9 protein-coding genes and 1 pseudogene are annotated in these 13,493 nt (G+C 59.0%); 8 read left to right on the plus strand and 2 right to left on the minus strand.

What is annotated here, in order from left to right; genetic code table 11:
- Positions 1-397: 397 nt before the first annotated feature.
- Positions 398-601, minus strand: a pseudogene (locus F1542_RS00760) (integrase core domain-containing protein); the annotation flags it as partial.
- A gap of 728 nt (positions 602-1,329) precedes the next feature.
- Between F1542_RS00760 and F1542_RS00765 the strand changes: the two are divergent.
- Genes F1542_RS00765 through F1542_RS00800 form a run of 8 tightly spaced genes read left to right on the plus strand, consistent with a single transcriptional unit; the run spans position 1,330 to position 10,535 of the window.
- Positions 1,330-1,710 carry a hypothetical protein gene (locus F1542_RS00765; RefSeq protein ID WP_193731329.1) on the plus strand — a complete coding sequence of 127 codons (381 nt, stop codon included), beginning with the start codon at positions 1,330-1,332 and terminating at the stop codon, positions 1,708-1,710.
- A gap of 11 nt (positions 1,711-1,721) precedes the next feature.
- A complete protein-coding gene (locus tag F1542_RS00770) occupies positions 1,722-2,987 on the plus strand; it encodes a TolC family protein (protein ID WP_193731330.1) in 1,266 nt (421 codons plus the stop codon).
- A complete protein-coding gene (locus F1542_RS00775) occupies positions 2,984-4,135 on the plus strand; it encodes an efflux RND transporter periplasmic adaptor subunit (RefSeq protein WP_193731331.1) in 1,152 nt (383 codons plus the stop codon). Before F1542_RS00770 ends, F1542_RS00775 begins: the two co-directional genes overlap by 4 nt.
- On the plus strand, positions 4,135-7,209 hold the full coding sequence (locus F1542_RS00780; RefSeq protein WP_193731332.1) for an efflux RND transporter permease subunit: 3,075 nt from the start codon (positions 4,135-4,137) through the stop codon (positions 7,207-7,209). The genes F1542_RS00775 and F1542_RS00780 overlap by 1 nt, the downstream gene beginning before the upstream one ends.
- Positions 7,209-7,880 carry a response regulator transcription factor gene (locus tag F1542_RS00785; RefSeq protein ID WP_193731333.1) on the plus strand — a complete coding sequence of 224 codons (672 nt, stop codon included), beginning with the start codon at positions 7,209-7,211 and terminating at the stop codon, positions 7,878-7,880. Before F1542_RS00780 ends, F1542_RS00785 begins: the two co-directional genes overlap by 1 nt.
- Entirely contained in the window at positions 7,877-9,226 is a 1,350-nt protein-coding gene (locus F1542_RS00790) for a HAMP domain-containing sensor histidine kinase (protein ID WP_193731334.1), read from the plus strand. The genes F1542_RS00785 and F1542_RS00790 overlap by 4 nt, the downstream gene beginning before the upstream one ends.
- A gap of 48 nt (positions 9,227-9,274) precedes the next feature.
- Positions 9,275-9,841: a cytochrome b gene (locus tag F1542_RS00795; protein ID WP_193731335.1), complete on the plus strand. Its 567-nt coding sequence runs from the start codon at positions 9,275-9,277 to the stop codon at positions 9,839-9,841.
- Positions 9,828-10,535: a VIT family protein gene (locus tag F1542_RS00800; RefSeq protein ID WP_227672337.1), complete on the plus strand. Its 708-nt coding sequence runs from the start codon at positions 9,828-9,830 to the stop codon at positions 10,533-10,535. The genes F1542_RS00795 and F1542_RS00800 overlap by 14 nt, the downstream gene beginning before the upstream one ends.
- Before the next feature lie 847 nt (positions 10,536-11,382).
- Here F1542_RS00800 and F1542_RS00805 read toward each other — a convergent pair.
- On the minus strand, positions 11,383-13,488 hold the full coding sequence (locus F1542_RS00805; protein ID WP_193731336.1) for an HlyD family efflux transporter periplasmic adaptor subunit: 2,106 nt from the start codon (positions 13,486-13,488) through the stop codon (positions 11,383-11,385).
- Positions 13,489-13,493 lie beyond the last annotated feature (5 nt).

The raw sequence follows: 13,493 nt of genomic DNA on the forward strand, positions 1-13,493 counted from the left end.
ATACACTTGCGTATGGGGGTGTTATGTTTCTAAAAGCAGGTGTTTCATGATGAACATAGACTGTTCACGTATGATGAATTCAGAATGCGATATCAGGTGGATGTGGAGTATATTTTGATAAATTCATAATATATAAAGGGAATATTGAAACGATGTGGATACGAATTGACGAGATTCGTCCTGTTTTCAGATATTGATATAAGATGCGGGAATATACTGTTGTTTTTATGACACAGGGGCGGATGTTATCGTAATGACGGCACATACAGACCATATCCGCAGTGACGCTACTGCCAATATCATCTGCGCATGGCATGCCGCCGCCAGTCCGGCCTGAAACAGGACATGTCGGAGAGAAGGTAATCCCCCCATTTTTAGTGGGACGTTGAATGAGAATTCAGGCAACTGTTTTTAGTTTCTGGGCGGGGGCTAACCCGCGGTTCCCCATGTTGGGTCTGTCATGGTTATATGTCCAGAGCCATTGTGTTGCGACCTCCTGTAAGTCCTGAATGCCTTCAAACAGATACTACTCCAGCCATTTCTGCCGGACAGTTCTGTTGTAGCGTTCAATATAGGCGTTCTGCGGCGGATTGCCCGGTTGCGTATCCATAACCTGTTCCAGACAGCCCCCCCCCGACAGGCCAGCGCAATGCTGACTCCATGATGCGACACGGCCTGTGCGGCCAGTTCCCGGCACAGGTCAGGAACCGGGACGCCGCCCTCAGCCTGGCGGATCACACCCATGATCTGGGCGTCAGTAAAGCGATCACTTTTCATCAGAATCTCCTCATCCTTACGCTGAGAAAATTCTCATTCAAAAGTCACTCTTTTTATGGGGGGATTACCTCTCGCAACCACTCGCGATGACTTCCACGGTGCGTCACGTCAGTGCAAGCCATTCTGATTGATAAAGATGATCCTACCCAATGCCCGGTAGTCGTATACCGGATCCTACCATGGTTTTTGGGAAAGCAAGACCGCAGGTGGGACTTCCATCCATACGGTATTTAATTCAGGGCGCTGGCATAACAAAAATAAACAGTAATAAAGTTTCTTAACAAATACTTAGATTGGTCAATGCATATAAAATATAAAAATGATAATCATTTTCATAATATAAATTTCCTTTTGTAGGTGTGGTGTTCAGGTTCACGTCAGGTTTCTCTGTTATCGGTAGAAAGTCATCGTCGTGATGGCAGAAATTTATGTATAACGGGGAACAGGCGCTATATTATGCAGAAGATATTGCAGGGTGGTCTGTATATAGCCTGTATTTTCTTTCTGATGGTATCGCCTGCCTGGGCAGAAAGGGGGACAGAAGGCATATGCATGACAGTTCATCAGGGCATTCGCCTGCATGTGGACGGTATGTATGGTGGTTATCCCCATTCCGTACTGCGCGATGCAGTGCTGCAGGGCGTGGCGTGTCCGTCTGATGAGGCTGAACTGCATGCGTTCACGCTGATTGCGGACCCGTCACCGCATCTGCGTATTACCGTTACGAGGCCCATGGGGCAGGGGCAGCAGGGGGTGATTTCCGCCCGACTGTTCTTTAACGGGCATTTTGTCATTGGGGAACGTATGTCCCTTTCCCCCCTGGCGCGTTCCCAGTCTCCTTTTTCAGTGACATCTGACATCAACCTCATGATGGCGCGGCTGTGGAGCGATCTTGCCGAACGGATCAGCCACGGTGGTCCCGTCATCCCATGATGGCCTGAAGCATGAACCACACCATGCATCCCATCCTGTCAGCCGCCATGGCCTGCGCCGTGGCGTGGGTGGCATCCGCCGGGGCTCAGGCTCAGGCTCAGGCTCCCCAGTCCGGCCCATCCTTCCATGAAGCGGTCGCAATGGCGTGGGCTATTGATCCCGTCCGTACCGAACTGCAGGTCGGCCATCATGCCGCCCGTGCCCGCGCCAGTGCCGCAGGCTCATGGTTTGCCGGTGGCCCGACCCTGTCGGGGGAATACATGGATGATCATATGATAGGCAGTAATGAGGGCTACACAACGTATCAGGGCGGTGTGTCAGTGCCGCTGTGGCTGCCAGGGCAGGGTAGCGCCACGCAACAGGTCGCAAGCGCGGAAGCCGCGTCGATTGATGAACAGCTCAATGTCGAACACATGGCGCTGTCCATCCGGGTGCTTGATGCCGCTGCCGCTGCCCTCATCGCCCGTACCCGGATGGATGTGGCCCATATTCTGTATGATGCGACAGCGCGCATGGCTACCAGCGCCGCGCGTGCGGTGCATGGTGGCGAACTGGCCGCGACCGATGGGCAGATGGCGCAGGCCGCGATGGAGAACGCCCGCAATGAGCTGGCGCTGGCGCAGGAAGAGGCTGAAAATACCGCCACCGCGCTGGAGGTGCTTCTGGGGCGTCCGCTCGTGCCTGATCTGGCGCGTTATGGGGCGGGAGATGTCACACACGCCCGCTTCATCGCGCCGGGTGACATGGAAAATAATGACCCTCGCCTCAGGGTGGCGCACCGCAATGTCGAAGCCGCCGAGGCCAACATGAAGCTGGCGCGCCGTTCTTTCATGCCTAATCCGGAAATTGGTGTGGATGCCATCCATGAAAAGCAGTACGGCAGCCCGTGGGATGATCGCGTGGGACTGAATTTCAGCATTCCCTTGCCTAGCGAGGTCCGTAATACCCCCATCATGTCCGAAGCACGCAACCGGCTGGCTGCGGCCACCAGCCAGGAAACACAGGCGCGGCGCATGGTGCATCTGGAAATGACGCGGGTGCGTGAACGTCTGATCGCGGCCACTACGGCGCGGCAGGCCTCCCGCATCGCCGCCGACAGTATGGAAAAGCGTGCCACGGCACAGGAACACGCATGGCGCGTGGGCGAGGCCAGCCTGGATACGGCACTTGCCGCCCGGCAGGCGGCGGCCGGCAGCCAGATGGCCAGCGCGCGGGCCGATGTGGAATGGCATGTCGCCACCATCCGCATGCTGATCGCAACTGGCATTGTGCCATGAGGCACATTGCCTTTGCGCTGCTGCTTGTGGGGGCCGGTTGTCTTCCGGCCCGGGCGGAGGAAGGAACGCTGCCCCCTGTCGTGAAGCTGGATGCGGCGGCTGTTGCCAATGAAGGCGTGAGCGTCGCCAGAGCCATGCCCGGCACGGTTACGCCCGTACTGCCGACCGTAAGCTGGGTCATGCCTGATACGACGCGGGTCGTGCATATCCACCCGGCGGGTAGCGGCAAGGTGCTGGCAGTTCTTGTCCAGCCGGGCACTTCCGTGCGGCGGGGGCAGGCGCTTGTGCGCTATCAGGATCATTCCCTGCACGTTGCACGCCTGCAGGCGGTCCAGATGCGTGCGGCGCTCACGGCTGCCATTGCGGCCCGGACCGATGCGGCAGGCGCGGTGCGGCGGGCAAGGACGCTGGCAGGCGAGAGCATATCCATGGCCGAACTGCGCCGCAGGCAGGATGTGCTGGCGCAGGCGGACGCCACCATGCGGGCGCGACAGGCGGATGTAGACACGTTGGGCCACCGCTTTGCTGAGGAGTTCAATTCCTCATCGGAACAGGACAGCCAGAGTGCGGAAGATGAAACCTCCACCCTGATTTCCCCGGTCGATGGCATGGTGCAGATGATCAGTACGTCGGTGGCGGGCGACGTGGATCCGAGCATGGACGTGGCCACCGTGGCCGACCTGTCGCGTGTCTGGATCGTATCGGATATCGCGCCCGATCAGGCAGCACGGATCGCACCGGGTGGCCAGCAGGTGACACAGGCAGCCGGCGGCCCGCTGATATCACGCATCGATACGGTGGATGGCATGGCCAGTCCGCTGACCGGACTGGTCCGGGTCATAAGCAGTGTTTCCAACCCCACCGGCGCGCTGGTGCCCGGCATGGTGCTGGACGCAACACTGGCGCAGCGTGACAGCGTGGCGGGCATTGTCGTGCCGTCCGAAGCCATCCAGCGCATTGGCGGGCGTAGCGTCGTGTTCGTGCGGGTGGACCAGACCGATTACCGGCCCGTGGTGGTTGATGTGGCGCTGGATAACGGGCGGCTGGCGGTGCTGGGTTCCGGCCTGAAGGCAGGTGAGGCAGTGGTTGGCCATGGCAGCTTCGCCCTGCGTTCTGTCATTGGTCTGGCCGGAATGGATGCCGACTGATGGTGCAGGCCTACCTTGCCACGCTGATCCGTGCGCGCATGCTGGTGCTGGGCGGGCTTGGCCTGCTGCTGGCAGCGGGCATCATGGCGGTGCCGGGCCTGCCGGTGGAGGCAGTGCCGGATATTTCACCACGGCAGGTCCTCGTCTCGGTCGTGGCCCCCGGCCTTGCGACGGAGGAAGTGGAAAAACTCATCACTTTTCCCGTAGAGGCCAGCATGACTGGCATTCCCGGCATGACCGACCTGCGCTCCGTCTCCCGTGGCGGGGTATCGGTGGTGTATGTGCAGTTTGCCGACGGGACCGACATCAACCTGGACCGCACCCGCGTCAATGAACGGATCCAGCAGGCACGCGCCGCCATATCCGTGCCCGGCATCACGGTCAGCATGGGACCGTTGGCCACCGGCATGGGGGAGATCATGCAGTTCCAGATCCGGGGCGCCGGGCGCTCGCTCATGGATCTCAACCGCATCATGAACTGGACCGTGGTGCCGCAGATGCGCCTTGTGCCCGGCGTGGTGGATGTCAACGTCAATGGCGGGGCGGAAGAAACCTATGAGGTCACGCTGGACCCGGCAAGGCTGATTGGCAGCAATCTTTCGGTAGGCGAGGTTTATCGCGCGGTGGACGCAGGCAACGCCGCATCCGGCGGCGGGTGGATCACTCACCATGCCGAACAGCAGGGTGTGGTCGGGCGCGGGCTGGTGGGAAGCCTTGCGGATTTTGGCAATATCGCCGTGCGCACCAACGCCGATGGTTCGGCGGTGCGGCTGCGCGACCTTGGCCACGTTACCACGGGTGCCCGCACCCGGCTGGGAGCGGTAACGCGTGACGGACAGGGCGAGATCGTGATTGGCGTGGTGATGATGGAAAGCGGGGCCAGTTCCAACGCCACCCTTGCCGCGATAGACCATGCCCTGCCGGGTATCAGGCAGGCGCTACCCAATGGTGTCACGCTGGAACCCTATTACACCCGCGCCACCCTGACCGAACAGACCATCGCCACCGTGCGTGACAACCTCCTGATGGGGGCGGTGCTGGTGGTCGGTGTGCTGGTGGTGGTGATAGGAAGCTGGCAGGCCGCCCTTGTCATTGCCTCGGTCATTCCGGTCGCCCTTGTCTGCGCCATGGCGGGGATGCGGCAGTTCGGCATTTCCGCCAACCTGCTCAGCCTTGGCGCGATCGACTTCGGCATGATCGTGGATGGCACGCTGGTCGTGATCGAACATCTCCTGTCGCGGCAGGAGGAAGAACCGGACGCTGAATTCATCCCGCTGGTCATCTCGTCCGTGCAGCAGGTCATGCGCCCGGTGGGGTTTGCCATACTGGTCATCATCATGGTCTACCTGCCCATCCTGACCTTGCAGGGGATAGAGGGGCACATGTTCCGTCCCATGGCACAGACGGTCATCATGGCGCTGCTGGCGTCGCTTGCATACTGTTTCATCTGCGTGCCGGTTCTGGCGGTGCTGGCGCTGGGGGGCGTGCGGCCTGCGGGGGATACGCGGCTGATCACCACTCTGCGCCGCCCCTATACCCATATGATGACATGGGGGGAGGCCCATCCACGCATCCTGCTCGGCGGCACGCTGGCAGTGCTGGCTGTGTCGGCGGTCCTTGCCACACGGCTGGGTGGCGAGTTTATTCCCCAGCTTGATGAAGGCGCGCTGGCGGTCACCACCACGCGGCTACCCTCCGCCTCGCTCGACACCGTGCTGGCGTCGGTCACGAAGCAGGAACAGATCCTGCGCCGCTTCCCTGAAGTGCGTTTAGTAGTCAGCAATACCGGCACATCCGCCATTCCGACCGACCCGATGGGCGTGAACGAGACCGACAGCTTCATCTTCCTCAATCCGCCCTCCACATGGAAGACCGCCCGCACGCAGGCGGGGCTTGTGGCCGCGATGGATGACACCCTGCGCCGCGAACTGCCTGACGCGCTGTATTCGTGGAGCCAGCCGGTGCAGATGCGCATGGACGACCTGCTGTCCGGCGTGCGCACGCAGATCGCGGTATCGATCTTTGGCAATGACCTGGCCACGCTGGCCGATCTGGGCGACCGGGTGGTGGCGGTGATGTCTGCCGTCAGGGGGGCGGCAGATGTGGCAGCGGCGGGGGATGGCACCGTGCCGCTGATCGTGGCCGATATCGATCGCATGCAGGCTGCCAGCCGCAATGTGGCGGTGCAGGACATTCTGGATACGGTGGAGGCGGTTGGCGGGCATATCTGCACAAGGCCGGTAATCGTTGACAATGCCATCATCGGCACGCAGGTGCGTCTTGACCCTCGCACTGTTACATCTGCCGTCGCGGTCGGCGCGTTGCAGGTCCGGCGCATGGACGGGCAGGGAAATGTCCTGCTGTCACAGGTGGCGCATGTGCATGAAGTTGATGGCCCGCCGCGTATAAGCCGTGACCGGGTTCGCCGGCGCATGGTGGTGCAGGCCAATGTGCGCGGGCGTGATCTCGCGTCATTCGTGGCTGAGGCACAGGCCCGTGTGGCACGGGATGTGAAACTGCCCGCAGGTTATACCATGCAGTGGGATGGGCAGTTTCGTAACCTGCAGTCGGCGGTGCAGCGGCTGGAAATCGTGCTGCCGATTGCCCTTGGCCTGATCTTTGCGCTGCTGGTTGTGGCGTTTGGCGCGGTCAGGCCCGCGCTGCTGGTATTCATTAACCTACCGGTGGCAGCAACCGGCGGCATCGTGGCGCTGACCGTGCGGGGCATGCCGTTCAGCATTTCGGCGGGGATCGGCTTCATCGCGCTGTTTGGCGTGGCGATCCTGAACGGCGTGGTGCTGGTCAGTGAAATCGCGGCCCTGCGGGCACGGGGCATGGCCGTGGCGCAGGCGGCCTTTGCGGCTGCGCAATCCCGCTTCCGTCCCGTCATGGCCACGGCCCTTGTCGCCAGCCTTGGCTTTTTTCCCATGGCATTTTCTGAAAGCGCAGGCGCGGAAGTCGAGCGCCCGCTGGCCAGCGTGGTGATTGGCGGGCTGGTCACGTCCACGCTGCTGACCCTGCTGGTGCTGCCATCGCTTTATGCCCGGATGATGCGAGAAAAGGATCAGGACTGATGCGTATCCTTATTGTGGAAGATGAACAGGACCTGGGAGCGGCGGTGCAGGAACGCGTGCGGCTGGAGGGACATGCCGTGGACTGGTTCACGACGCTGGAGGATGCGCGCGCGGCCATGGCGACGGTGGATTATGATTTCATGCTGCTTGATCTTGGTCTACCGGATGGGAACGGGCGCAACCTGCTGCGTGACATCCGCCGGACACCATCGAATATCGCCATTCTCATCACCACGGCGGAAGACCAGATCAGCGACCGTATCGCAGGCCTGTCCGACGGGGCGGATGATTATATCGTCAAGCCCTATGACCTGAATGAACTCGTGGCCCGTATCGCTGCCGTTGCGCGGCGCTATGCGGTCCCCCGCAGGCGGCCCCATTACCACATTGGCGAGATTACGATTGACCGGGAAAGCCGCTCGGTATCACGCAATGGGCGGTTGCTGGATCTGACCGCACGTGAATGGGCCATTATGGAGTTGCTGTCGCGCAATCCCGGCCGGATCTATTCACGCCCGCAGATTGACACGGCCCTGTATGCGCTGGACCAGGATGTGGATAGCAACACGGTTGAGGTTTTCATAAGCCGCCTGCGCAAGAAGGTGGGTAATAAGGTTATCAGGACTGTCCGTGGTCGTGGTTACTGTCTGACCGATGGTGAAACCGTATGAAGAACTGGAGCCTTGCCACCCGGATTGTCAGTGGTGTCCTGAGCATCGTGACGCTCAGCCTGCTGGCCCTCAGTCTTGCCGTCGCGGGGTTCACTCGCTACGAAATAACTGAACGGCTGGACAACTCCCTGCAGGAAGTTTCCGAACGGCTGCAGGCCACCATCGCGACACAGCCCCATGGATCGCGCGATACTGTTGCGTGGGTACCCGATGTCGGGCCACGCACACTTGCCTATCAGGTGGTCGATCAGTCAGGGCATGTCGTGTTGCGCTCACAGAATGCGCCGGTTCGGTCTTTTGTGTCAGATATCCATACCGGGTTTGCCGATATGCCCCGTTTCCGGGTCTATGTTGCGGCGCCGACTGCCACGGCCTACCGTGTCCTGGTAGGGGAGCCTACGTTGCATCGTCGTGGTGCCACGTGGCGCGCAACGGCGATTGCCATCCTGCCAATACTGGTTTTCCTGCCAGTCATCTGGCTGCTGGTGCGCCTGATCGTGCGACGGGCCCTGCGCCCGCTGGACCGTCTGCATGATGAAATGCAATCCCGTGGCAGCGGCAACCTGCGGCCCATCCCGTCGCTTGATCTGCCGGTCGAGCTTGTATCTATCCAGCATGCCGTCAATACCCTCCTGTCGCGACTGGAAACCGCCCTGTCCACCGAGCGGGCCTTTGCCGCCAGCGCCGCGCATGAACTGCGCAACCCGCTGGCTGCCCTGCTGGCGCAGGCGCAGATGCTGGGCCGCATGGTACCTACGGGTTCGGATGCGGTCCGGCGGGTGGAAATCATCGCGGACCGGACCCGCCGGCTGGGACAGACAGTGGAAAAACTACTGCAGTTTTCCCGCGCATCCTCGGGTGTTGCCTTCCGGCGCAACCGCTTCGATCTGCTGACCGTGCTACGTGTCCTGGCTGACGATCTGGACCATAACCCGCGCGACGGGTGCGGCATCATCCTGAATGCAAACGGGATCAGCCACATATTCGTGCATGGTGACATGGATGCGACCGGCATCATGCTGCGTAACCTGCTTGAAAACGCGTTGCTGCATGGGATGGGCAACATGCCGGTGAATGTGACCGTCCTGCCGGATGGTAGCATTGATATCATCAACGATTGCGCGGCCTTGGCACCTGACATACTGGCGCGGCTGACCAATCCGTTCGTGCGCGGTGGAACAGGCACGCGCGGCAGCGGCCTCGGTCTGGCCATCGCCAGCAATATCGCCAGGCAGATGGACGCGGCCGTGTGCCTGCGTTCCCCCCTTTCGAAATCAGGCAGGGGGTTTGGCGTCCGCATTACTTTTCCCGTCCCTGACGTGAAGCAGTCACCGGGTGAAGCTTGAGACTGCGCGTTCAGCTTCGCGTCATATGGAACTGATACGCATATTGGCATGATACAGGAAACGTCCCCGGACCATATGCGCTATGATGTGCCGACAGTCCTTTTCCACTGGAGTTGTGCGGCACTCATCGTGCTTCAGTTCATAAGCGCGAATATATGGAACCTGTTTCGCCACTCGCTGCATCACCAACTTGTGGTTACCCACCTGACAGCTGGAATGGTGCTGAGCGTTTTGTTGCCCTTGCGCATCGCGTGGCGGATTGGGTGGGGGCGGCGCATATCGGCGTCAGACCGCAGGATGGATGCTGTTGCAGCCCGAAGCGTTGAGTACAGCCTGTACGGACTGACCATGATGGAAATCTGCCTTGGGTATCTGTGGCGATGGGGAAACGGACAGGCCATGAGTTTCCTGTCCGTGCAGATCATGCCTCCGTTTGGGAAATTTTCGACACGGATCGTGGGCCTGCTGCATGAACTACATATGTGGAATGGCTGGCTGATCATGTTGCTTGCTACCGGTCATGCACTGGCAGCGTGTTTTCATTACTTCATCCGTCGCGACAATGTTTTGAAGCGCATGCTCATTACAAGGAACATATTCAATGAACGTAATTGATAAGGGCATGTCTGAATCGGGAGAGGTGCATGCGACAACCCGTCTGGGCTGGCTCCGGGCCTCCGTTCTTGGGGCGAATGATGGCATCCTGTCCACTTCCAGCCTTATTATTGGTGTTGCAAGTGCCCATACCTCCCAGGCTGGAATCCTGCTGGCTGGTATATCCAGTCTGATGGCTGGCGCCATGTCCATGGCTGCGGGAGAATATGTGTCTGTCAGTTCTCAGGCAGATTCAGAAAAGGCAGATCTGATCCGCGAAAAAAAGGAACTGAGTCGTAACTGGGATTGGGAAGTCAATGAACTGGCAAGCATATATCGTCAGCGTGGGCTTGACGATCTTCTGGCGCATCAGGTTGCCATTGCATTGATGAAACATGATGCGCTGGGTGCCCATGCCCGCGACGAACTTGGTATTTCCGAGGTAACGGCAGCGCGTCCGGTACAGGCTGCCCTGGCATCCGCATGTGCATTTGCACTTGGCGCCATACTGCCCGTGCTTACGGCCGTACTATCACCTTTCAGGCTGGTGTCATGGAGTGTCTCTGTCGTTTCTCTGATCTGTCTTGCGATTCTGGGAACTGTCGGAGCACTGGCGGGAGGTACGGCGCCTTGGCGTCCTGCATTGCGAGTGATATTCTGGGGTCTTATGGCTATGGTGATTACCGCAACTATTGGAAATATATTCAATAATTAAAAATATATATTTTTATTCTGTTAAGCGTATGATGGCGGGCCTTCGGGCTGCACATGAGGATAAACGGACAGGTAATGCTCCAACCATTGACTTGATGCAGCACTTGACGGGCATTGGCTGGCCTATTTGCAACGGGATAGGGCGGCTTTATCTGCGCTAATATCCGTCTTGCGGAATGCATCACGACACGTGATGGGGCCAAGATGAGACAATTCTGTTGAAAAGGTCGCTTGCTGTATCGGGCAGATAGGGTCTTGTAAAAAGCTTGATGCTTCTTTTCTCGTTCATGCGGTCTTCGGGAGGGCGCTGACTGCCGCTATTTTAAAGATTAAAGCGGATCAGAAAGCAATGCCTTGGTGCTGAGCAACACCACTTCTGGTTCGGAGGGGGATTTATTGATGGCATATATGAAGTCTTCAGGCGTATGCAGAAAAGAATTTTAGAGGAACATACATTTAAACTCGCTTTCTTCTCAAATTGCGATTGTCGTAATTTGAGAAGAAATCCTGTCCCGCAACCAAGTCTCATTTAATATTATCAGCATGTTAATGCGTCTGGAAGGGTGGCTTTCTGCGTTTGGAACACCCGCGCAGGATGCAAATGGGAGTGAAACTCCAGTGTATCGCACTCCTATCAGGCCGCCGAGGGGGCCGCCCTGTGGGCCGATCTGGCTCAGCGGGCCATGTCTACGCATTTTCCGGTCACGGATGGGTATTGTGTGATTGGTGATTTCGCCTCGTTGCCGGGATGCCCTATGTCGCCGAAGGAGGTGACGCCCGGCCTGAATATGGGATGTCAGCGTGCGGGATTCCGTGCAGTTGGGCGTGTCGTGGTCATCCGATCCCTGCTACAGGCCGGCTTCTCCCATAAAAACCGAGACAATCTTGCGATAGGTCCGCTGCACGAAGCTGGTGGCGGTGGCATGTATGCGGACCATTCCCTTTATGCGCCGCCTGGCCGGTGGCAGCGGCCCGTCGGGCAGGATAATAACCTGATAGACCGCTTCTTCCGGCACGATCCTGTGGCTGCTCTCGTCCCGGTGTGCCTTGATATGTCCGCCATAAAGGGAGGCCTGTTCCAGCGCATCGATTTCAGGGACTGATGCAACCGAAATCGACTGTACATGCCCCGTTATCCGCTTGGCACCAGGGCTGTTGGCCAGAAAACTGGCCTTTGCTCCGGGCTGTATGAAGCTGATGTCCGTTTCATACACATATGCTTCAATGGCAGTGTGGTCGTCTGTTATGATTGATCCGATATACTCATGCTGTTTCAGTGTATCACCGACATGGATTTCCGGTGGAACATCTACCAGCATGCCGGCAAAGGGAGCGGTGAGGGTCAACTGTCTTATCGCGGCTTCAGCCCGTAGGCGCTCGGCTGTTTCCTGCTCGATCTTGTCGCGCGTATCATCAAGCGAGGCTGTATCTTCCACGCCAAACATCCGTTCTGACAGCGTGGCGTCCAGCGTTGCCAGTCGTGCAATTGATACGGCACGGTCATGGTCAAGCTGGGGGGAACGGAGTTCGGCCACGGTCTCGCCTGCCCGTACCATGCTGCCTGTCGGGAGAAGGCGTACCACCTGGCCGGGATCCTGCGTGTAAAGCATGCTCTGCCCTTCTGCCCGCAATACGGCAGGCGCACGAACAGAGTGACTCCATGGCAGTACAAGGAATGCAAGCAGTATGGCAAAAACGGCGCCCGTAACATGCACGCGGCGACTAGCTGGCGCATACAGGGCCTGGCGTGCCCATTGTGCCAGTTCTCTCATGATAGGGCGGGCAACAAAGAACCAGATTTCAATTCCCATCAGAATCACGCCCAGCGCGGGAAAAACCGCATGATAGACAACCAGTGCAATACCGGTGAACAGGAAAAAACGATAAAGCCATGTTGCCATGCTGTAGCCGGTCAGCATGAGCCCCCGGTATGCGGGAAAGACCTCGGGCGGGGGTGTATCCATGCCAAACAGGAATTTTCGGGTGCGCCAGCGTGTCCACGCAAAGGCGCGTTCCTGCAAGTTGGGAATCCCCATAAGGTCGGAGAGAATATAATACCCGTCAAACCGCATCAGCGGGCTAAGATTGACAGACAGGGTAAGGATCCATGTCGAACTGCTTAACGTAAACAGGCTATCACGGAATGGGCCATCGGGCACGATGCTCCAGAGAATGGTGGCCAGGGTGGCCAACATGATTTCTGCCACCATCCCGGCGCAGTCGATAACCAGCCGGTCACGCGCACGGACCAGTCGCCATGCATCGGTTGTATCGGTCCATAAAACGGGGCACAGGACCAGAAAGGCGACCCCCATTGCGGGTACCCGACAGCCAAAATGTCGTGCCGCGATACCATGTCCCAGTTCATGCACCACTTTGCTGCATGTCAGCGCCATAGCAATGCCGATCGCACCTTGCGGGGTGATGAGATGCATGAACCCCGTGGCATAAAGGCTCCATTGCTGCACGACCAGGATCAGCGCCAGCCCTACCGCCAGTACAAGGCCAGTACAGAACTGACGGGTAAAAAGCCAGTTCGTTAACGGCGCGCAGCGTTTGAGGACAGGATCGGGATTGCATAACCGTACCCGCAGGAAAAGGTAATGATGCAGGATCCATGATAACAATGGTGGCTTGCGCGCCTGCCGGGCCAGCAGGGCACTGTCTGCACTGGTCTGGGCAGTGGTCAGCCCGGCCTGCCGCAGAAAGGCGGCAAAGGCCGTGACATCGGCAGGCTGCGCATCAAACGTGGTCTGCTCACGCACGACGCGGGCAATCGTGTCGGGGTCAGCCAGGTCCCAGCGCTGCAGGATTTCCATTTCCATGCTGCCAAGGCGGACGTAACGGTGGCGGGCAGGGTCATAAAGCGTCCATGTCGGCGCGCCGGTCACAACAGGGCCAGGCAACAGTTCCAGGTCATCACGCAGGGCAGGCCAGGGGGCGGGCGCATTCATGCGTC

It is taken from the genome of Komagataeibacter sp. FXV3, from assembly GCF_015155755.1.
GTDB lineage: Bacteria > Pseudomonadota > Alphaproteobacteria > Acetobacterales > Acetobacteraceae > Komagataeibacter.